The sequence below is a fragment of the Denitromonas halophila genome (assembly GCF_007625155.1).
Taxonomy (GTDB): Bacteria; Pseudomonadota; Gammaproteobacteria; order Burkholderiales; family Rhodocyclaceae; genus Nitrogeniibacter; species Nitrogeniibacter halophilus.
In genome coordinates, this window is the sequence record NZ_VMNK01000020.1 from 34,986 (window position 1) to 56,267 (window position 21,282).

At 68.0% G+C, this 21,282-nt stretch carries 18 protein-coding genes; 5 read left to right on the top strand and 13 right to left on the bottom strand.

The window, feature by feature from the left end; all coding sequences use genetic code 11:
* Window positions 1-14: 14 nt before the first annotated feature.
* Window positions 15-713, top strand: coding sequence for a hemerythrin domain-containing protein (locus FHP91_RS19690; protein WP_144311211.1), 699 nt, complete (start codon window positions 15-17; stop codon window positions 711-713).
* Here the strand turns inward: FHP91_RS19690 and FHP91_RS19695 are convergent.
* From FHP91_RS19695 to FHP91_RS19745, 11 genes are all read right to left on the bottom strand, one after another.
* Window positions 701-2,062: a pyridoxamine 5'-phosphate oxidase family protein gene (locus tag FHP91_RS19695; RefSeq protein WP_144311212.1), complete on the bottom strand. Its 1,362-nt coding sequence runs from the start codon at window positions 2,060-2,062 to the stop codon at window positions 701-703. The genes FHP91_RS19690 and FHP91_RS19695 overlap by 13 nt on opposite strands.
* Window positions 2,059-2,562 carry a hypothetical protein gene (locus FHP91_RS19700; protein ID WP_144311213.1) on the bottom strand — a complete coding sequence of 168 codons (504 nt, stop codon included), beginning with the start codon at window positions 2,560-2,562 and terminating at the stop codon, window positions 2,059-2,061. Before FHP91_RS19700 ends, FHP91_RS19695 begins: the two co-directional genes overlap by 4 nt.
* Window positions 2,563-2,620: 58 nt before the next feature.
* Entirely contained in the window at window positions 2,621-3,991 is a 1,371-nt protein-coding gene (pelG, locus tag FHP91_RS19705) for an exopolysaccharide Pel transporter PelG (RefSeq protein WP_144311214.1), read from the bottom strand.
* A 10-nt stretch (window positions 3,992-4,001) separates the two neighbouring features.
* Entirely contained in the window at window positions 4,002-4,352 is a 351-nt protein-coding gene (locus FHP91_RS19710) for a RidA family protein (RefSeq protein WP_313791164.1), read from the bottom strand.
* On the bottom strand, window positions 4,349-5,890 hold the full coding sequence (pelF, locus tag FHP91_RS19715; protein ID WP_144311216.1) for a GT4 family glycosyltransferase PelF: 1,542 nt from the start codon (window positions 5,888-5,890) through the stop codon (window positions 4,349-4,351). Before pelF ends, FHP91_RS19710 begins: the two co-directional genes overlap by 4 nt.
* Complete coding sequence (locus tag FHP91_RS19720; RefSeq protein ID WP_144311217.1) at window positions 5,887-6,879, bottom strand: hypothetical protein; 993 nt, start codon at window positions 6,877-6,879, stop codon at window positions 5,887-5,889. Before FHP91_RS19720 ends, pelF begins: the two co-directional genes overlap by 4 nt.
* Window positions 6,839-8,176, bottom strand: a complete 1,338-nt coding sequence (locus FHP91_RS19725; RefSeq protein ID WP_144311218.1) for a PelD GGDEF domain-containing protein — start codon at window positions 8,174-8,176, stop codon at window positions 6,839-6,841. The genes FHP91_RS19720 and FHP91_RS19725 overlap by 41 nt, the downstream gene beginning before the upstream one ends.
* An 8-nt stretch (window positions 8,177-8,184) precedes the next feature.
* Window positions 8,185-8,712: a penicillin-binding protein activator LpoB gene (locus FHP91_RS19730; RefSeq protein ID WP_144311219.1), complete on the bottom strand. Its 528-nt coding sequence runs from the start codon at window positions 8,710-8,712 to the stop codon at window positions 8,185-8,187.
* 15 nt (window positions 8,713-8,727) lie between these two features.
* Window positions 8,728-12,321: a tetratricopeptide repeat protein gene (locus tag FHP91_RS19735; protein WP_186301648.1), complete on the bottom strand. Its 3,594-nt coding sequence runs from the start codon at window positions 12,319-12,321 to the stop codon at window positions 8,728-8,730.
* Window positions 12,322-12,334: 13 nt separating this feature from the next.
* Window positions 12,335-15,094, bottom strand: a complete 2,760-nt coding sequence (locus FHP91_RS19740; RefSeq protein ID WP_144311221.1) for a bifunctional glycoside hydrolase 114/ polysaccharide deacetylase family protein — start codon at window positions 15,092-15,094, stop codon at window positions 12,335-12,337.
* A gap of 122 nt (window positions 15,095-15,216) precedes the next feature.
* Window positions 15,217-15,639: a YqaA family protein gene (locus FHP91_RS19745; RefSeq protein WP_144311222.1), complete on the bottom strand. Its 423-nt coding sequence runs from the start codon at window positions 15,637-15,639 to the stop codon at window positions 15,217-15,219.
* A gap of 119 nt (window positions 15,640-15,758) precedes the next feature.
* Between FHP91_RS19745 and ilvA the strand changes: the two genes are divergently transcribed.
* From ilvA to FHP91_RS19760, 3 genes are all read left to right on the top strand, one after another.
* Window positions 15,759-17,279, top strand: a complete 1,521-nt coding sequence (gene ilvA / locus FHP91_RS19750) for a threonine ammonia-lyase, biosynthetic (RefSeq protein WP_144311223.1) — start codon at window positions 15,759-15,761, stop codon at window positions 17,277-17,279.
* A 180-nt stretch (window positions 17,280-17,459) separates the two neighbouring features.
* On the top strand, window positions 17,460-18,266 hold the full coding sequence (locus FHP91_RS19755) for a DUF4399 domain-containing protein (protein ID WP_222105265.1): 807 nt from the start codon (window positions 17,460-17,462) through the stop codon (window positions 18,264-18,266).
* A gap of 101 nt (window positions 18,267-18,367) precedes the next feature.
* Entirely contained in the window at window positions 18,368-19,636 is a 1,269-nt protein-coding gene (locus FHP91_RS19760; protein ID WP_144311224.1) for an oxidoreductase, read from the top strand.
* Here the strand turns inward: FHP91_RS19760 and FHP91_RS19765 are convergent.
* Window positions 19,614-19,976: a hypothetical protein gene (locus tag FHP91_RS19765; protein WP_222105266.1), complete on the bottom strand. Its 363-nt coding sequence runs from the start codon at window positions 19,974-19,976 to the stop codon at window positions 19,614-19,616. The two genes, FHP91_RS19760 and FHP91_RS19765, sit on opposite strands and share 23 nt — an antisense overlap.
* A 338-nt stretch (window positions 19,977-20,314) precedes the next feature.
* Here FHP91_RS19765 and FHP91_RS19770 point away from each other — a divergent pair, with 338 nt between their 5' ends.
* Complete coding sequence (locus FHP91_RS19770; RefSeq protein ID WP_144311225.1) at window positions 20,315-20,812, top strand: hypothetical protein; 498 nt, start codon at window positions 20,315-20,317, stop codon at window positions 20,810-20,812.
* 182 nt (window positions 20,813-20,994) lie between these two features.
* Here FHP91_RS19770 and FHP91_RS19775 read toward each other — a convergent pair.
* Window positions 20,995-21,282, bottom strand: a 288-nt coding sequence (locus FHP91_RS19775) for a hypothetical protein (protein WP_222105267.1), incomplete at its 5' end; no start/stop codon positions are given.

A 21,282-nucleotide genomic window follows, 5' to 3' on the forward strand; every position in this document is an offset into this window, starting at 1 on the left:
ACAGGAGAGAGGCAATGCACATGCGATTCCTACAGCCGACGACCGCCGAGCGCCATGATCTCTACGCCGGCATCCACAAGGGGCTGCGCCTGTTCATGGGTGAGGTGCTGACCGAACTCGGGCGTCTCGATACCGACGATGACGCGGCGGTGGCCGAGGCGCTCGCCGCGCTGCAGGTGCTGATCGGCTTTTGTCGCGACCACCTGGCGCATGAGGACCGGGTGATTCACCCGACGCTCGAGGCCTTGCAGCCGGGCAGCGCCCGGCGGGCGGCCGACGCCCACGCCGAACACGAGGCGAGCCTGCGCTTGCTGGGGCATCTGGGCGATGAGTTGCGCAGCAGTACCGGGCCGGCGCGGGTCCACGCCGCGGCGCGGTTGTACCGGCAGTTGGCCGCCTTTGTCGGCGAGAGCCTGCTGCACATGTATGAGGAGGAAACCGAGCATAACGAGGTGCTGTGGGCGGGCCTGAGCGATGCGCAGATCGCCGCATTGCACGGGCGCATCCATGCCCGGCTGACGCCGGCGGACATGCGCCTGGCGCTGGCGTGGATGGTGCCGGCGATGCGCCCGGCCGAGCGCATCGCGCTGCTCGCGCCCTTGCGCAGCCGGCTGCCGGCGGCCGCTTTCGACGATCTGCTGGCGGCACTGCGGGCGCGCCTGGGGGACGCGGCGGCGGCGCAGCTGACGGCGGCGCTGCCTCAGGCGGCCTGAACGCCCCCGGCGATCAGGCTGACCGGCCGCGCCAGCGCCAGGCGGATGCGGCCGCGGCCGGCCTTCTCGATGCGCAGGTCGGCCTCGCGGTCGGCCAGCCGGCGGCTGAGCAGGATCAGCCGGGCGTCGAGGTTGTCGGCCACCTCGGGCAGGCGCAGGCGGGGGTCGAGGCGCAGTTCGCGCTTGGAGAACTCGCAGCGGCCCAGCGTCTGGTGGTCCTGCAGCAGCGCCCACAGGATGCTGCCGGCCACGCCCTTGATCAGGTAGGTGTCGTCGAGAAAGATGCTGCCGTCCTGCGCGAAGTAGCGCACCCGCAGCGGCGGAGCGGCGGCGTCGGGCGGCGGGCGTGCCGGCACGGCCGGCGTGCCGTCGTCCTCGAGGGCCTCGAATTGCAGCGCGCACATGCACGGCCCGAGCATGGCGCACAGGGCGACCAGCGCGTCTTCCATGTCGTAGTCGAAACGGTATTGCTGGTCGCTCTCGACATACAGCACGGCCATCAGCCGGTCGCCGGCGCGCACCGGCACGGCGAGTTGGCTGGATGGGTCGGGCAGGCCGGGCAGGGGGATGCTCGCTTCGAGCCGGTCGGCCAGCTCGCCGCCTTCGAGCTGCTCGCGGATGGCCCGACCGTAGGCGTATTCAGCGGCCGGGAAGATGATGCGGATGGGGGTTTGCTCGCGCGCCGCCACGCCAATCACGCCGACCCCGTAGGGGATCTCGGCGCCGGCGCCGGAGCTGGCGTAGCCGCGGCTGGCGACGATGTACAGGCGCGGACGGGTGGCGTCGGCCATCAGCAGCATCTGGTGCGTGATGCCGAAATGGCGCTCGAGGCACTGCGCCAGGGTGTCGATCAGGTGCTCCAGACTGCGGCAGCCGGCCAGCGCGTCGACACTGCGGCGCAGTGCCGGCAACAGCGGCGCGCGCGCGACTGGCGGTGGCAGGCTGTGGCCGGGCACGGCCTCGATCGCCAGTACCCGGTAAATATCGGCGCCACGCAGCCGGAACACGCCGGCCATGCCGGTGTGCGAGGCGATGCCGGCCAGCGTGGCCTTCATGCGTTCGAACAGCGGGCCGGCGGTTTCGGTGCGCAGGTAGCGGATGCTCAGCCGGTAGCGGGCGGCGGTGTCCGGATCCATCATCAGCACCGTGGCGTGCGGATTGGCCAGGATGTTCTCGCGCGTCTTGTTGAAGAACTGGAAAGACAGCGCGACATGCTCCGGGTCGACATACATCAGCTGCGACACATAGGTGACGTTGGGCGTGCCGTCGGGTGCGCAGGTGGCCAGCCCGGCTGGCAGGATGCCCTCGAGGCAGCTACGCAGGGAGTCGAGATTCAGCACGGTATTCATGGCAGGGCGCAGCCGGTGGCCAGACGCTGCCCGGCCTGGGGGCCGGGAGTCTGGCCGAAGACCTCATCCGGCGTGAAGCGGACAATGCAAAGCGCCTCGGTGGGGCAATGCAGCAGGGCGCGCACGAAGGCTTCGGGGGTGCCGACGGTGGCGAGGCGGTTGACCATGGTGTCGATGTAAGGCGCCAGTAGCGCGGTATCGTCGGGGTCGCGCTCAACCCGGTGGGCGTCATGCCCCTTGAGCTGGACGGTGCGGTGGCTTTCCGGTTCGCTGAACACCACGGCGATCCGGCCGTTGGTGGCCAGGGCGCGCAGCACCGGCTCGGCCTGTGGCGCGGCAACCAGCATTCGCAAGCGGCCGGCGGCCGTGGGGTCGCGACGGCAGCCCAGGCCGCGCACCAGCGTGGCAAAGCCTCGATCGTCGCTGGCGGCGAGATGGATCGACAGGTGGCTGGTCACGAAGTCGGCCAGCGCGGGGGTGAGCACGGTCGGTGAAGTCATGTCGGCGCCCTGAGGTCCGATGGACTAATTTACTCCAAGCTGTGGCCCGCGTGCGTGGCTAACGCAGCATGAAGGTTTCGTACTCCAGCCGGTGCAGTTTGCGGTCGAGCGCGAACAGGCCGTAGAGCAGGGTCAGCAGCACGGCGGCGGCGTAGCCGTAGCCATAGAAGGCGGCGCCGAGCTGGAGCGACAGCGCGGTGAGGGCGAGGTTGCTGACGCACAGCAGCGCGCACAGGCGCAGCACCAGCGCGCGCTGGTCGAGGTAGAAGAACACGTTGAGCAGCGCCAGCAGGCCGACCTGCAAGCTGGCGCCGAGTGTCTGGATGTGGAAGAGCGGCAGGTAGAGCGCCGAGATACCCAGCGCGGCGAGCACGCTGGGGCCGACGATGATGGCGGCGAGCAGGGCGAGGGTCTGGATCTTGCCGATTTCGGCAAAGCCCTGACGGATGGCGAGCACCATCTCGTCGCGCATCGATTCGATGGTCTCCAGGCTGCCGCCCTCGCGCACGGCGGTGTAGAAGCGCTCGTGGTAGTCCACGAAGTCGGTCTCGATGCGCACCAGAAACACCGCCATGCCGGGGATGATGAACAAATAGGCCATGAACACCGGCAAGTCGTAGATGACCGAGGCGCGCAGCGGGCCGATGATGGCGGCCGAGGTGTCGGGGTAGAACCAGAACACCAGTTTGTCGGCCCACACCGCGAGGTTGTAGAGCACGCCGATGATCAGCAGGCTGGGGTAACGGTTTTGCGGTTTCAGAAAGTCGAAACGCACCGCCTCGGTGGCGCTGAAGCTGCGCACCGTCAGCCACCACATGCCGCACAGGAGCGCGAAGTGGCCGAGCACGAAGCCGGCGAGCAGGCCTTCGAGTGCCCAGTTGCGCGCCAGCAGCGCGGCGCCCACGGTGATGCCGTAGCCGAGCGCGTACATCGCCAGAATGGCGCGGTAGCGCTTGAGCCCGGACAGAAAGATGGTCAGCACCCAGATGGCGCACAGCTGCGTGAAGCCGGCGATCATCAGCAAGCGGTAGAGCACGTTCTCGCCGGCGAAGGCGGTAAAAGCGAGCACCGTGGCCAGCGTGCCCGCTGCCATCAGCACCAGACACAGCACGCCGTGCAGATTGGGTAGCACGGTGTCGTGCTTGTGCTCGAACAAGCGGTCGGACACATAGCGCGTAAAGGCCAGCTGCACGCCGCCGGTGAGAATCAGTGAGCTGGCGATCAGCCAGGTGACCGACACCTGAAACTGCGTGACGCCATGGGATGAGGCGCCCAGCGAGGCGCTGAGCAGGCCGATGGCCAGGATGCCGACAATCGACAGCACCCACGGCCCCGAACCGATCACCCCGGCATAGGCATAGGCCTGCACCAGCCCGAGCAGGCTGTCCTTGCGCAAGAGCTTGCGCAGCTCGAAACCGATGCCGGCCACGAATTACCCCTCAGTCCACCGCGGCGGTCAGCGCGATCTCGACGCGCCAGCCAGCCTGCGCCAGCCCGGCCACCTGCACGCAAGCGCGGCAAGGGGCGGTCCCCTCGGCCAGCCAGGCGTCCCACACGGCGTTCATGCCGGTGTAGTCGTCCATGTCGACGAGGTAGATGGTGGCCATCAGGATGCGCGATTTGTCGCTGCCGGCCTGGGCCAGAAGGCGGTCGATGCTGCCGAGGATCTCGCTGGTCTGGGTTTCGATGTTGGTGTCGATGCTGGCGGGCACTTCGACGGTGTATAGCGTCTGGTTGTGCACCACGATGTCGGAGTAGCGGGTGGTGGTGCCGTAACGGGTCAGGCTCATGATTGGCGCTCCTTGGTGAGTGAGGGGGCTAGCGCGCGGTCGTAGACGGCGCGGTAGCGTTGGAACATCAGGGCGTCACTGTAGCGCGCTTCGACCCGGCGGATGCCGGCGTCGCGGGCGGCGCGCCAGCGTTCGGGGTGGCCGAGCAGGTCGAGCGCGGCGTCGGCGAGGGCTTGCGGGTCGGCGATGCCGACCACGGCACCGGCGTGGCCAAAGGCGCGGTCCTCGGCGTCGCCACCTTCGATCAGTTGCCGGCAGGCGCCGACGTCGGTGCTGATGCAGGGCACGCCAGCGGCGAAGCCTTCGAGCACCACCAGCGGTAGCGCTTCGGAGATGGAACTGAGTACCACCAGGCCGATCCTGGGCAGCAGCGCGTCGATGCGTTGCATGCCGAGCAGGCGCACTTTGTCGCCCAGGTCGAGGCTGTCGATCAGTTGGCGGCACTCGGCCACATAGGCCGGGTCTTCGTCCAGCGGGCCGGCGATCCAGGCTTCGGCCCCGGGCAGGCGGGTGATGACCGTGCGCATGGCGCGGATGAAGTTCTTCACGTCCTTGATCGGCACCACCCGGCCGATCAGGCACAGCACGGGCGGGATCTCGTCGACGCGTTGCGCGCGCAGCGGTGCCAGTCGGGCGATCGCCACGCCGTTGGGAATCACCTGCGTGCGCTCGGCGGCCGCACCATCGGCGATTTGCCGGCGGCGGTTGGTTTCGTACAGCGAGATGATCGGGTCGGCGGCGTCGTAGCTCAGCCGGCCCATCCACTCGAAGAAGCGGATCCACAGCTGGCGGAAGTAGGACAGCTCGGTCGGGTCGCGCTGGAAGGCGTTGCGGTTGTCGTTGATCCACTCACTCTGAAACAGGTCGATCTTGCGTTCCTTGGTGTAGATGCCGTGCTCGGTGAGGATCAGCGGGCGCCCGGTGGCCTGGGCCAGTAGCGCGCCGAGAAAGCCGGCATAGCCGGTTGAGATGCTGTGGTAGGCCCGCACCGGGATGAGCTGGTCGGCAATGCGCGCGAGCTGCCACAGCGGCTGGTGCATGATGCGCACCGACCAGAAATAGTCGACAAAACTGGGGTCGGAGCAGTGCTTGCGGTAGTGGTGGGTAATGCGCTGCCAGGCCGCCTCGGCGTGGCGGAAGTCGTGCTCCGGGATGGCGCCGCCTGGCTTGATGTGGGCGCAGGCGGCGTGCATCAGTTTGGGCGACACGGCCGCACCGCCGCGAAAGGCCGTGTGCAGGGCGTCGATGTCGGCAAAGGCGGCGGCGTTGCCGGTGCGTGGGCGCGGCGCATTGGGTGCCTCGGCCAGGCTGTCGTGCAGGAAATGGGTTTCCAGATGCACCACATTGGCCGGCAACTCGTAGCGCATGGCCGGGTAGTCGTCGCGGCGGCTGCCGAGAAACACCAGCGCAAAGCGCACATCGGGATGGGCCAGCAGGATCTGATGCATCCACGAGGACACCCCGCCCGACACAAACGGGTAGGTGCCTTCGAGCAGCAGCGCCACATCGGCTTCAGTGGCGGTGGGAGTGGCGCTCATCGGGGACTCCAGAATTGCGCCACCTTCTGCACGCCCATCATGCCGCGCCAGCTGGCCAGCGGTGCGAGCAGGCGTCGGACTGCGGTGAAATCGCGTCGCAAGAAGGCCAGCTCTGCCAGATGGGGCAGGACGCGGTGATCGGGCAGGCCGGCCGCGCGCGCTGCCTCGAAGGCCACCTCGGCCTCTGTCGTGTTGCCTAGCGCCAGCAAACATTGCCCACAGCGCAGGTAGAGCCCCGCGCCGCTCGGTCGCAGCGCGAGCGCTTCGCGGGCGTGATGCAGCCCCGCCTCGGCGGCATGGGTGCGCAGGTCGCCCTGCGCCAGTTGCTGGTAAATCAATTCCCAATACAAACCGGCCAGCCGGGTGTGGGCGAGCGCCAGGGCGATGGGGTTGCGCGCGCTGGCGAGCCGCTGGCGTTCAGCCTGGATCTGGGCGTTGAGTGTTTTCTCCTTGCGGTCGAGCATGCCGTAAGCGAGCAGACGCAGGTCTTCGCTGTCGTCGCCGAGCAGATCGCGCAGTAGCGGGCTGGCGACGCGGCCGGGCACGTGCTGGAGTGCGACGAGCGCTTTGAGGCGTTGCGGCGTGGGCACCCGCGGGTTGCGCAAAAAGCCACTGACACCGGTCTGGTGAAAGCCGCTGCGCTCGCGTTGATGCGGATCGAGCGCGGGGAGCTCGAGTGTGCGCAGCCCGCGCGGCCGGCGTATCGCCAGGCGATAGCGGCCGATCCACAAGCCGGCCACGATGCCGGCAAAACCCAGCAAGGGGATGAAGGCCGACAGGGAAAACATCAACAGTCCGCTGGCGCGCCCTGAGCGGGCGGTGAGCGCGGGCATGAGGGCCAGCGCGCTCAGCGCGAGCAGGGCGCTGGCAGTCAGGTGGGCCAGCAAAAAGACGGCCAGGGGGTGTGCGAGGTGCTCGGCAGTGCCGAGCAGCCACATCGCCAACCCTTCAAGCAGCAGTGCTGATACGCCGCTGAGCAGGGCGAACATGGCAATCCTCAAGCAGGGTGGACAGCAACTCGGTGGCCGGTGTGGCGTCGAGCCGGTAGGCATGCAAGGCGATGCCGAATTCGCCCGGCGGCACGCCCAGGTGCTGGGTGAGCCAGGCGTCGAGGCGGTCGAGATAGCCCTCGATGGCCGCGGCGCCGGCCAGCGGCATGAGCACCAGCAAGGCGTTGCGGTCGTCCTCGCGGGTATGCCAGGTGACATCCAGCGTGCGTTGCAGGCGGTGCCATTGCAGGGGCAGGTCGTCGAGCACCGGGCGGCTGCCGTAGGTCAGCACCACCACGGCGCTGGGCAAGCCGCTATCGCGGGTGACATGCCACATGCGTTTCAACTCGAGGGCGAAGTCGGGCGGGCAGGCCGGCGCGACGGCGAGCACCGGGCGGATGATGTCGCGGCTGGCGAGGCTGTCGGCGTAGTAGCCGACCAGCAGATTGAGGATCTGCAAGCTGTCTTCGTTCAGCGCGAAAAAGGGCATTGATTCGACCACCAGCACGCCGTGGTCTGTCCCGCGCAGATCGCGCAGGCGGCTGACCACCAGATACTGGCTGCCGTGGTGTTCGGGCAGCGCATCGCTGGCGACATGGCACAACCCATTTTCAGTGGCGGCGGCCAGCACCAGGGGGTCGTTCGGCGCGAAGGCGAAGGGTGCGCCGAGCTGGCCGGCGGGGGTGTCGGTGGCATCCATCGGATACAGCGCGGCGCGCTCGACCTGGCAGAACTGGGCCAGCAGCTTGAGCAGGGCGTCGGCGCCGGGCAGGGGGCCGGCGGTGTCGGTGCCGAGCAACTCACGCAGGCCGGTGAGTGCGTCGCGCATCGACACCGGCCGGCTGATCAGGTCTTGCTCCAGGCGGTCGTGCGAGACGCGCAGCAGGTAGTGTTGGCGGGTCAGGTGGTCGAGCCGTTCCTGCACATAGCGGGCATGGGTTTCGGCGCGGCGCACGCGAGTGCGCCAGATCGAGGCGAATTCGCCACAGACCATCACCAGCACCAGCGTGCCCAGAAAATACAGCTGCGGGGTGGCCGCGCTGACCTTGCCGGTGCCGGTCAGGCCCAGCCAGCCGACGAGCAGCACGATGCTGCCGATGACGCCCAGCATCGGGCCGTAGCGCAGTGCCAGCAACATCGGGCCGAGCACCGGCCAGGGGAAGCTGGCCCAGGCAAACAGCGGGTCGGCCGGGTTGAGCCACCACGCCGACGCGAGCAGCAGCAGGGGCAGGACGACGGTCTCTGCCAGGGCGGAGCTTGTTAATTGGCGGGGTGCGAGCAAGTGTCGGAAAGGCATGCGACGACTTAGCGGACGACGGGTGCGAGCAGTGACTTGATCAGGGTTTGTGCCACGGCGGCCAGCGAATCGCGGCCCCAGCCGGTGCGCGCGCCGACGCCGCTCCAGACGGTGCTGCCGTCTTCGACATCAATGATGTGCAGCGCCAGACCCACCGCCGGCTCGCCATCGACGCCGACCTTGTATTGCCATTCGTCCACCGTGCCGGTGAGCACATAGCGCACGCCGGCGCTGCGCGCCCAGGCGAGGGCCGCCTCGGTGTCGGCGGCCGGGGCCGGATCGAACAAGGCGTCGCGCGCCGGTGCCGGCGGGCGTACCACCTCCTTGACGCCCAGCGTATGCAGCAGGGCGCGGGCCACCGCTTCAGCGCGGGCGCCGGCCATGGGGGTGGTGGTGGCGTTTTCCAGTGTGAGCACGGCCCAGCGGGCGTCGGGCGTGGCGCTCCGATCGGGCACACGGTCGGTCACGGCGCAGCCGCTAAGGACGGTGATGAGGCACATCAGGCGCAGGACAGGGTGGGCAAGCAAGGTTTTCATGTCGATCCCGTGGGCTCAGAAGAACAGTTGATAGTCGAGAAACAGGGTGGAACTGCGGCCGGTCTCGCCTTCGCCGCCCTTGTCGTGTTGCACGCCGAGAAGCAGCTGATCGGCGCCGAAGACCCGGCCGCTCAGGCCGAACTCCACCCCGTAGCCATAGCCGCGGCCGCTTACATGGTTGAGATCGAGCGTGGCGTAGGGCACCAGGGCGCGCTGGAGGCCATGGCGCTGGCGGTTGTTGACCGTCATTCGCGCGCCGCGAAACTGGTAGCTGTCGGGCAGCAGCGGGGCGAGGCCGCCGGGCAGGATTGACGCCAGCGCCGCGCGGTCGCCGGTGTCGTTGCCGATGTCGGCGCGAAAGCGATAGCCGCCGACATACACGCCGGCTTCGATTTCGGGCCGGCCGCGGGTCAGGCGGTGGGTGTAGTCGAGTTGCCAGCGATCGGCGCGACCCAGCGCCAGCCCGTGCTGGCTGCTGTAGCGGCTGTGCGCCCATTGGGCGGCAATGCGCTCGCGCGAGCTGAGGCCGTAGGCGGCGCTGGCGAGCAGTTCGTCCTTCATGCCGGCCACGCGCAGCGCGGCGCTTTCGTTGGCGGGCAGTTGCGTGCCGGCCTCGAGCGCGAAGGCCCAGCGCTGGTCGAGGGTGAGGTCATGCCCCAGCCAGACGGGGGTGGTGTCGGTCAGGCCGCGACGGCGGGCGACGCCAAGGCGGGTGAGGCCGGCGTCGGTGGTCCACGCCACTTCGACGCTGGCCTGGCGCTCGTTGGGCGCGGCGGCGAGTGCGCCGCTGCCATTGAGGCGACGCTGGATGCTGCCCAGGGTGAGGCTGAGCTTGAGCCGGGGGGCGAGGCGCAGGCGCAGTTCGGCGTGCTGGGCTCGCTCTTTGAAGGCGTCGAGCTTGTGTGCGGCGGCGTCCAGGCGCAGACGGTGGGCCTGGTCGAGCAGTACCTCGCTTAGTTGCAAATGTAGCGCGTCGTTGTGGCGCTGGTCGTTGGCGGCGGCATGGGTGACGCTGGCGGCCACCTCCGGCCGGCCGAGGCGGTCGGCGATTTCGCCGCGCTGGGCGGCGGGCAGGGCCGTGTCGCGGCGGGCGAGGATCTCGGCCAGCGTGGCGCGCTCGTCACTGGCCAGTGCGACCGCGGCTTCGGCCCACAGCGGGCGGGTCAGGGCGCGGGCGTAGCGCTCCCACAAAAAGCCGCGGGCGCCGTCGATGTCGCCCTGGTCGAGCAGCCAGCTCATGGCCACATCGCGCAGCAGCGGGGTGTCGAGCGGGTCGGCGTCGCCGTCCTGGCGCATCAGTGCGCGCAGCAACTGGTCGCTGGCGTCGCCGGGGCGTTGCTGGCGGGCCAGGCGGACCTCCGCGGCGCGTCGGGCCAAGTCGGCGCTCTGGTCGGTCGGTGCAGTGCGTGGCCGTTGCTGCCACTGCTGTTCGCGCAGATGCCAGGCGCGGTCGATCTCGCCGGCCTGTTCCAGCGTGTCTGCCAGACCCATCATCCACAGGAAGTCGTCGCGATTGGCGCCGGCGCGCGGCAGCAGATAACGGTCGAGCGCGCGCTGTGGGCGAGACAGCAGTGCGTTGGCCGCGGCCAGGGCGTCATGCAGGTCGGTGTCGCGGGCCCAGCGGGTTTCGTGGCGGGCGAGCAGGGCGGTGAGGGTGTCGGCCTTGCCGCCGTCGATCAGCAGCCACAGCAGCGAGGCGCGGGCGGCGGTGTTGGCCGGGTCGTGGGCCAGCGCGGCTTCGAAGTCGTCGCGCGCGGCGTCGAATTCACCGAGGCCCTGATGCCATTGCCCGCGCAGACGCAGGAAGCTGGCGTTGCGCTCGAGCGCCGTGCGTGGCGCGTCGTCGAGGGCGCGGATGAGCGTGCCCATGGCGGCGTAGTTGCGAGTGGACAGGTGCAGATCGAGGCTGCGCAGCAGCCAGTCGGGCGTGCCGAGGCGCTCCCAGGCTTGGGCGGCCAGGCGGGCAGCCTGGTCGGGGTGGGTCCGGCGCAGGAGTTCGATCAGGTCGGCGAAGTCGTCGGGCCGGGCCGTGGGCTGGGGTACGAGCCGGCTCAGGGCGTCGCGTTGCGCATCGCGGTCTTGCAGCAGGCCGGCGAGCGAAGCGCGCAGTTGCCAGTAGTCGGTCGCATCGTCCGGCGCTTGGGTGCGTGTCGCGTCAAGTGCGGCCAGGGCGGCTTCAAGCTGGCCACGGGGGATCAGCCCGACCGCACGGCGCAGGCTGAGCGCGGTGGAGGCGCCGGCGTGCTGTGCCCACATGACCAGCGCGGCGTCGGCGATGGCGCCTTGGCCGGCGCGCTCGGCGAGGGTGGCGAGCGCGTCGAAGCCAGCATCGGAGGGGTGGCGCGTGGTGTGCGCTTGCAGATAGGCGATGCCGGCGTCGGGCTCGCCGAGGCGCTCATACAGCGCGGCGATGTCGCGCAGTTGGGCGGTGTCTCGTGGGCGCTGGCGCAACTGGAATTGATGGGCGTCGAGCAGCATGCGGTGCTCGAACAGGCCGGGGGCGAGGCGAAGCACCTGGGCCCAGGCGTCGGTGTGGTCGTTGCGGGCGAGGTGATACCACTGGGCCAGCGCGTCGGCCGGCTTGCCATGCCATTCGGCTGCCTGGGCGAGGCGACGGCGCCAGTCGGCGCTGTCGGGGGCCTGGCGCACGGCGGAGAGGCTGAGCACATAGGCGTCTTCGAGCGCACCGGCGCCGAGGAAGGTGTCGTAGGCGAGGCGGTAGCGGGCGTCGTCGAAGGGCAGGGCGGGGTCGGCATTGCTGCTCAGGGCGACGAGGCGGAAGCTGCCGTCGAGCTGCTCGCGCAGGCTGAGGCGGATCAGGCGACGGGCGTAGTCAGCGGCGCGGTCGGGCCGGTTGGCGGCGCGGGCGAGCCCGATGAGAAAGGTGAGCGTGGGGGCGTCGTCGGCGAGCGCGCCGAGTGCCTGGTTGGCGATGGCCAGTGCGGCCGGAAAGTCGCTGATGGCTTGCAGTGTGCGCAGGGCGGCGAGGAAGTATTGGCGTTGCGCGGCGAGCCCTTCGCTGCGGTCGCGGGCGAGCAGGTAGGCGCGGGCGGCCAGGTGCGGGTGGGCGTCGCGTCGCAGCGTGTCGGCGAGTGTCTGTGCGGCGTCGGCATCGATGTCGGCGTTGGCATGCAGGGCGTCGATGGCGTGGGTGGCGATCTCGGTCTGTGTGTGCTGGGCAGCGTAGGTGATCAGGCTGAGCCGGTCGGCGGTGGACAGGGCGGGATCGCCGGCGAGGGTGCGCAGGATGTGGCGTTGCTGGAGGTTGAGCGCGAGCGGCGTGCGCGCGTCAGGGGCGTCGTCGACGGTGAAGCGCCAGTCGAGCCACCGGGCGCGGCGGTCGATGGCCGGGTCGGGGTGGCCGAGTAGCGGTGCGATAGCCTGGCGGGCGGCGGGGTAGTCGCGGCGGGCGTCGTGTTGGGCGGCGAGGGCAAAGCGCATCTGCGCGTTGTCGGTTTCGGTGCGCAGCAGATTGTGCAGGTAGGCGGCGGCCAGCACGTCGCCCTGACGGGCGCCGAGTGAGGCCTTGACCAGGGTCTCATACGGAAACAGCAGCACCATGCCGGCGGTGGCCAGCGCGCCGAAGATCACCAGCGCACGTAGCGACACGACACGGGGTCGTTCAGCCGGGGCAGCGGAGGGTGAATGTGGCATTGGTGCCGTCAAGGTGATAGTGGTGTTTCAGCCCGCTGCGCCCGGAGGCGACGACAGGGCCTCGCCCTGTCTGCAGGCGGCAGTCGCTGGGGTGAGACAGCGTGAAGGACAGGGGGGTATGTGCCTTCAAGGCAAAATCAATGCCTTTGGGGTGACCCTGCCAGTGGGTGAGGCGGCCGTTGGCGGAGACGAAACTGGGGATGTCGGCTGCGGTAGCGCCAGTGCGCAGGCTGGCGCGTGAGCTGGCCAGGGTGGCAAAGCGGCCGTCGGGTCCGCTGGTTGTGCCGGCCAGGCCGGGGCTGTTGGCCAGATCGATGGCGGCAAAATCGGGCGGCAGGCGCAGGTTGTGCAGCGCATCGGCGTTGCGGATGTGCAGGGTGTCGGGGTCGTCGAGTGCGCGGGCGAGGCTCAGGGTATTGAAGTTGTGCGCCATGGCGATGTAGTCGCTCGGAAACACCGGCTGCGTGGGCTGCGCGAGCGCCCAGTCGTACACGGTGTGCAGGGCCTTGAGGGCGGCGACCTTGCTGGCGGAATAGGTGTGGTAGTAGATGTTGATCGGTTTGAGGCGGCGTGGCTCGCCGGTCATCTTGAAGGTGTCGATGACATCGCGAAAGCCGTAGAAAGGGCCGGTCCAGTCGCTGGTGTACACGTTCTCGTTCATCACCGGGGCGTAGGGCTGGAAGTAGGGGCCTTGATGCACGCCGATGGGTGACACCGCGGCCACGGTGGGCCGACGCCGGCTCATGGTGGTGTTGCCGCCATTCATGTCGAGCAGATTGTGATCGGTGATCAGTTTGAGGGTGTCGGCGTCGGGTGCGGCGTTGCCGCTCCACAGCAGCAGGCGCACGGGTTTGCCGGCCGGGGCGAGGCGGCTGCGGATGTAGTCGATGGAGCCGAGGATCTCGCGCTCGGGGCTGGGGGTGTAGCCGGGGATGTCGAGGTGGTAGTCGGCGGCGCGGTCGTCGTCGCGTGCGTCGAACACCTTGCGCCACTTGAAGGGGTGCGAATAGGTGTGGCTGGCGATCTCGACATGCGCCAGGGCGAACATCTGGCGGGCGATGCCTTCGAGTCGCGTGGCCAGCGCCGGGTAGAGCCCCTGGGGGCTGACTTCGGCCTCGATGACCGACATGGCGTGCGGGATTCGATAGCGCTTGAGCACGTCGTCGAGCAGTACCTGCGCGGCCAGCGGTGAGCCGGGAAATTCGCCCAGCGACGGGAAGCCATCCCCATCGATGTGCACCATCAGCAGCCGGCGGCCGCTGGCGGTGGTGGGGTCGGGCACCGGACGCGCGGGCAGGCGCAAGGCGCGCTGCAGGAAAGCGAAGGGGTCGGCGCCCCAGCGACTCTGGCCTTCGACGCCGGGAAGTTCGACCACCGCAAAGGCGTCGAGCAGATAGCCGCCCCAGGGCATGATGGCGGCGGGGTGGTAAGTCTGGCCATTGGTGTCGGTCAGCGTGGCCAGCGGAATGCCGCCGGGGGCGGTGATTGGAAGCAGAGTGCCGGCACGGGGGCGCGGCGGCATTTCGAAGCCGATGAGCGGGTCGCTCTGGCTGAGTGTCAGCGGGGCGGTCGGTGGCAGCGCGAGGCGCAGCCCGAGTCGGGCGGCGGCGCTGTGGCCGAGCTCGAAGCCGAAGTCGTCGAAGATCGCCACTTTGGTGCCGGCGTCGATCTGCGTCTGCAGCCAGTGGTGCAGGCGTTCGCCGCGTTTGATGCCGCCGGTCATCCAGGTCACGATGCCGGCATGGATGCGCGGGTCGAGACGCTCGGGCAGTGCGTCGTCGGGTGTCACATAGTCGGCCACGTAACCGAGGTAGTTGAGCGGCATCTCGATGTAGCGGTGGGCATTGGTGTAGTTGATGGCGCTGGCTTCGTTCGCGTCATACACCACCAGCACCCGGCGCGGCAGGGCCTCGTTGGCGCCAGTGCCCAGGGTGGTGAGCGAGGGCTCGGCAATCCACGGGATGATCTCCTCGGCCAGCATGCGGCGCGCCAGTGTGCGCGCTTCGTCGAGCGCGGAGGCGGGCAGGTAGTCGATGCCGATCACTGGCAGGCCGTAGCGCTGGCGGACTTCATCAAAGCGCGCGAGCAGCCAGCGGCGGTCGGCCTCGGGCACGGCCACATAGCGCGACTGCCCGGCGCTCCAGCCGCGATGCACCGACTCGGCGGCCACGGCGAACACCTGCGAATGCACGGCCGGCAGCAATTCGAAGCCGCGATTGAAGATCAGCCGGATGCCGGGGTAGCGCTTGGCCAGCGTCTGGATGAGCGCTTCCAGCCCGCGCTGGGCGGCGGCCGGGTCGACGTCATCGAGCAGGCGGTAGGCGTCGAGCGTGTCGAGGAAGAAGCCCCGATACCCACGCTGCCACAGCGGGCCGACGATCCGCTCGGCCATGAACTCGGCCCAGACCGGCTGGCTGACATCGATAACCACGCTACCCCAGTCGGTGTTGATCTTGCGCTTGAGCGCGGCGGGCACCTCCGCCAGGTAGGCGCGCTGCGGATGGACTTCACCGACGCTCACATAGGCGAACAGGTCGGTGTCGGGGCCGAGCGCGCCGGGTTGGTGGCCGTGGTCGGGCTCGACCACCACGATGTCGTGCGCGCGCAAGCCGTCGGCGGGGAGGGTGCTGCCGTAGTGGAAAGCGATCGAAAACGGCGCGGCCTGCAGCTCGCCCAGGCCGAGAAGGCAGGGAAACAGGGCAATCAGGAAGGTGAGCGCGCGGGGCATCGTTTCGCTTTCAGGCAGATGGGCGACCGAGTATACGGAGCGCGCTAGGCTTGCCGCATGACCGATCGCACGGCGCGGCAGGAATTGCGAAAACAAGTGTTAATTCTTGCGGTTTGACGTCTTCAGGACAGTGCGGCGGCCTGAATCACCGCATAGCGCAGCAGTTTGCCGAGCGCCATCCACGCCGCGCAGGCGACTGGGGGCAGGCGCAACCAGCCAGCGGCGGCGCACAGGGCGTCGCCAACAACGGGCGCCCAGGCGAGGATCAACACTGGCGCACCGTGGCGCTCGATCCAGGCCGCGCGCGGCGGTGTGGCGCCGTGCGGAATGGCCCGCGCCATGGCGTAGGTCGTCATCCCGCCCAGGGTGTTGCCGAGGGTGGCCAGTGCCAGCGCCGGCCAGGCCAGCTCGGGATGCAATTGGAGAAAGCCGGCAAACACCAGCTCCGATCCGCCGGGCAGCAGGGTGGCCGCCAGAAAGCTGGCGACAAACACCGCACCGAGGCCGGTATCGGGGCCGGGGTCGAGCCAGGTGAGCACTTCCATGAGGACTCGCGGATCAAGGAGGAGGAGATTGTCTCCGATCTGGCGGCAGATTGTGTCTTGCCGCGCTGCGGCATGCCCTGCTACCGTGCACGTTTCCCTTGAAGTTACAGGCTTTTACGATGAGCACCGCGCACCCAGATTATCTTGAACGCATCCTCAACGCGCAGGTGTACGACGTCGCCATTGAAACGCCGCTCGATTTTGCCCCCAGCCTGTCGGCCCGGACCGGCAATCACATCTACTTCAAGCGCGAAGACCTGCAGCCGGTGTTCAGCTTCAAGCTGCGCGGCGCTTACAACAAACTCAGCAAACTGTCGCCCGAAGCCCTGGCGCGCGGGCTGGTGTGCGCCTCGGCCGGCAACCATGCCCAGGGGCTGGCGCTGTCGGCGCAGAAAAAGGGCGTGCGGGCGGTCATCGTCATGCCGACCACCACGCCGCTGATCAAGGTCGACGCGGTGCGTCGCCGCGGTGGCGAAGTGGTGCTGGCCGGCGAGAGTTTTTCCGAGGCCTACACGCACGCCAAGGAGCTCGAAGCCGCCGAGGGGCTGACCTTTGTGCATCCCTTTGACGACCCCGAAGTGATCGCCGGTCAGGGCACGGTCGGCATGGAGATCCTGCGTCAGCACCCCAAGCCGATCGAGGCCATCTTCTGCTGCGTGGGCGGTGGTGGGCTGATCGCCGGCATTGCGGCCTATGTGAAGCGCGTCCGCCCCGAGATCAAGATCATCGGCGTGGAGGCGATCGACGCCGACGCCATGACCCAGTCGCTGGCGGCCGGTCATCGTGTCGTGCTCGACCAGGTCGGCCTGTTCGCCGACGGCGCGGCGGTCAAGGAAGTGGGCGAAGAAACCTTCCGCCTGTGCCAGTTGTATGTCGACGAGATGATCCGCGTCGACAACGACGCCATCTGCGCCGCCATCAAGGACGTGTTCGAAGACACCCGTTCCATCCTCGAGCCCGCTGGTGCATTGGCCGTGGCCGGCGCCAAGGCCTACGCCGCGCGCGAAGGCCTGCGCGACGCTGCGCTGGTGGCGGTGGCCTCGGGCGCCAACATGAACTTCGACCGCCTGCGCTTCGTCGCCGAGCGCGCCGAGGTCGGCGAGCAGCGCGAAGCCGTGCTGGCGGTGAGCATTCCCGAACAGCCCGGTTCCTTCAAGCGTTTCTGCAGCCTGCTGGGCAACCGCAACATCACCGAATTCAACTACCGCTACGCCGACAGCGCCGAGGCGCACATCTTTGTCGGCGTGTCGGTGCACAACCGTGAGGAGTCCCGCGCGCTGGTCACCAGCCTGGTCGCCGAAGGCCTGCCCTGCATGGACCTGACCGACGACGAAATGGCCAAGAGCCATGTGCGCTACATGGTTGGCGGCCACGCCCCGCAGGCCGACAACGAAGTCCTCTACCGCTTCATCTTTCCCGAGCGCCCCGGTGCGCTGATGAACTTCCTCACCAACCTGCATTCGGACTGGAACATCTCGCTCTTCCATTACCGCAACCACGGCTCCGACTCCGGCCGGGTGCTGGTCGGTATGCAGGTGCCCGCCGGCGACAAGACCGCCTTCCAGACCTTTCTCGACCGGCTCGGCTACGAATACGCCGACGAGACCGCCAATCCGGCGTATCGCATGTTCCTTGGTTGAGCGGTTTCGCTGAGTCAACAGACAACCCGGCCGCGTGCCGGGTTTTTTGTGTTTGTTCGGCCACTTGCTGGGGCCTCGGTTCGCATTCGTGTGGCTGTGCTCAATCATGACAAAGGCGCGATTGACGCCACCCCGCCGCCGCACTACGCTCAGCGACCCAACCCCTAGAGATTTCGCGCCATGAGAGCAATTCAATTGCCACCGGTCGCGAGTGCGCTGCGCCATGGACTGGCCCTGGCTGCATTCGTTTGTACCCTGCCCGTCGGGGCAGAAGCCGTTCACCCCTGGGTGACCGAGTCGCCCCGGCTGGAGAAGAACGCCTATTTTTCCAACCTGACATCCGGCGACGTGGTCGACAGCCCCTTTGTCGTCAAATTCGGGCTCTCGGGCATTGGCATTGCCGGGGTCAGTAAACCGGTGTCGCATACCGGCCATCATCACTTGATGATCGATCGCGAACTGCCGCTCGACTTTACCCAGCCGCTGCCCTTCAACGATCAGTATGTGCACTTCGGCAAGGGCCAGATGGAGGCGGTGCTCGAGCTGCCGGCCGGCAAGCACGCGCTGCGGCTGGTGTTTGCGGACGACAAGCACATTCCCAATTTTGTGTACAGCGACGTGCTGCACATCGAAGTGCGCGGGCCCAGCGGGCGCGACAAGGCTGCGCTGGCCGCCAAGTCGGTCGAGATCCTGACGCCGAGCGAAGGCGCGCGTGTCACCGCGCCCTTCCTGTTCGGCATGCATGCTTCCGGTTTCAACATCTCGCACAGTGACATCAAGGAAGCGCAGACCGGCCATTTCCGCGTCAAGTTGCACACCGTCGAGGGCAAGACCGAGGTGATCACCCTGGCGGATGGCCGCACGCAGGTCTGGCTGAACCCGCCGGCGGGCGCCTATGCGGCGGAGCTTGAGCTGGTCAGCAATAGCCAGCCGGTGCGTACGCTCGGCAGCGCCCCCAGCCGGCGCTTTACCGTCATCGCGCGTTAAGTCCGCTCCGGTCGGCCGCCACCCGGCGGCCGGTGTTGGTCATGCGCATGCGCTATAACGCAGTGACTGAACACCGTTTTGATACCGGGGAGGACATTCGCATGGACACCGATCAGCGCGGGCTGTTTTCACCGATCCGCATCGGTACGCTCGAGTTGCCGGGCCGCCTGTTCAAGACCGCCACGGCCGAAACACGCGCCACGCCCGAGGGTTTTGTGAGCGACGCGGTGCTCGACTTCTACCGCCCGATCGCCCGGGGTGGCACGCCGCTGATCATCACCGGCAATATCTACATCAGCCGGCAGGGCAAGTCCGCGCCCTTTCAGCTCGGCGCCGATGACGACGACAAGATCCCCGGCCTGGCGCGCATGGTGGCCGAGGTGCACGCGCAGGGTGGGCGGATGTTTGCCCAGCTCAATCACTGCGGCCGCCAGGTGGTGCCCAACTTTGTGGGTGCGACCGAGGTGGTGTCCGCCTCCGCCACCAAAGACCTGCTCACCGGCACCCGCCCGCGCGAGATGAGCGTGGCCGAGATCCGCCAGATCGTGGCCGACTTTGCCGCCGCTGCCGAGCGCTGCCAGAAGGCCGGCTTTGACGGCGTCCAGATGCACTCGGCCAACGGCTACCTGCTGAGCCAGTTTCTGACGCCCTACACCAACCGCCGTCAGGACGAGTACGGCGGCAACCTCGAACGCCGCACCCGCTTCGGCCGCGAGGTGCTGGCCGCCATCCGCGCGCGGGTCGGCGCGGATTTTCCGGTCATCCTCAAGATGAATGGCGCCGACAAACTCCCCCTGCGCGACGGACTGAAAACGCACGAACTGGTGCAGATCGCCAAGATCATGGAGGCGGCCGGCGTCGACGCGGTGGAGATTTCCGTCGGTCATTACGAATCCGGTTTTCCCATGGTCTGCGGCAGCTTTGGCCGCTGCCTGCGCCACATGGTGCAGGGGAGCATGGCGCACCTGCCGTGGCTGCGGCGTTGGGCCATGCGCGTATTTCGTCCGTTGATCGCGCTGGCGTCCAACGTGCTGTGGCCGGGCCGCGAAGGCTTCAACCTCGACTACACGCCCGACTTCAAGGCCGCGCTGACGATTCCGGTGATCTGTGTCGGCGGCTTCCGCACCCGCGCCGCCATGGAAGACGCGCTGCGGCACGGCCTGTGCGACGCGGTGTCGGCCGGTCGGCCCTTCATCGCCGACCCCTATTTCTACCGCCACCTGTACGACAACACCCCCGGCCCGCGCTGCGTGGATTGCAACGGCTGTGTCGGTCACCTCGGCGCCCAGCCCGCCGATTGTTACCACCCCACGGTGCGGGCAGAAAAGGACGCGATGCTGGCGGGGGCTATGGCTTCGCGGGCGCCTTGAGTTCGACCATGATGACGTGCGTAGGGGTGTCGCCGACGTTTTTGCCGATATGGGTTTGTGCCGGGGAGTAGATCACGTCGCCGGCCTTGAACTCGCGCTGGATGACTTTGCCGTCGGGCAGGGTGATGCTGCGCTTGAAGGGGCTGACGGCGTAGAGCACGAAGGCGGGGTGGTGGTGCTGTTGGGTTGAGTCACCGGGTTGGTCCTGGTGTTCGAGGACACGGACCTGATCATTTTCGAGGATGACTTTGTATTGGTTGCCGTCGGTGACAACGGGGTCTTGCGCCAGGGCGGTCAGGGAGGCCAGCGACAGCACGAGGAGTGCGGCGGTTCTCAGCATGGGACACCTCTCAATCAGGACGCGGGAACGTTCGGAGCCTGTTGAAGCCCTAGCGTGCGGGCCGAGCAGGCATTGCGTCGCGGCGAAGCGGTGGTGTGCCTGCGATGACGTCTTTGCAGCATAGACCCGGCGCGGGGACTGGCAAGCCGTGTGTTGGGCGGTGCGCGCCGGCCGTTTGTCCTGCAAGGGGCCTTGGGGCAAGGCTTTTGCCCGGCAAAGCATTACACTCTGCGTCTTCCGAAGGGTTTGCGGTGTTCGAACGTGGCGTTTTTTGATGCCGCGCGCCGCTGCGCTTCGATGTTCAATGCGCCGCATGCGCGCAAACAAAGGTTGTTCAGATGCACATTTTTCGTGATGCGGATGCCCCGCTTTTACTGGCCACGCTGATGGCGTCCAAGCGCCGCGCGGCCGATCTGGTCGGTGTGATCGCCGCGCTGGATCTGATTCTCGAAGGCGCGATTCCGCCCTCGCCCAAGCTGATTGATTCTTTCGGGCGCCTGTCCACGCATGGTCTGATCGCTGAGGTCGACGGTGGCTATGTGCTCACCGCCGAGGGCGAGAAGATGGTGGTCGGCCTGCCCAAGAAGGCCACATCGGATGAACGGGTCGACAGCATCCGCGAAGACCTCGCGGGCTATCCGCAAGCCGATGACCACCCCGCGGTGGAACTGACGGTCGAGGCCATCCATGCGGCTGTCCTTGCGCACAGGGCATCGAAATCCGGCACCGGCCGCAACATGTTGATGCCAAAAACCAAAGCCGCCGAAGCCGCTGCCAAACGCGCCGCACAGTGGCGTCATGCGGCGGCGGCGCGTCGTCGCAAGGCGCAGCGCTAAGGGCGCAGATCGCAAGCGCGGTGCTTGGGATGCCTCGATATCGATCAGCATCGGCTTTGGCCGAGCACGGCGGCTTGAAACCCGCCCTGTACGCACTGCAGGGGCAATTCGCCACCCGTGGCGGTGTTGCCAGGCGGTAGCGCGCGTGCTTGAGGATCAGGGCGTCGGCGGGGCGCCCGAGCTCATCCCGCCGCCCCGATCAGCCATGTCACCGGCCGCGCCACGGTGCGCCCGAGCCCATCGAGCACGGCCAGCTGAAAGGCGTTCCAGCGGGTGCCACTGGTTTGTTTGGGCTCGCCTTCGAGATCGGGGTCGCAACGCATCTGTGTCCAGCCCTGATAATCCTTAACCTCGGGGATGGTGGTGGGGAGGTTTTGGAATTCTGGTTGGTCTCTCAACGTTGTTTCCGGGAGGACATTTTTGGCGTCAACAACCTCCATTCCCCAGTACTGACCAATCGGCTTCGACGT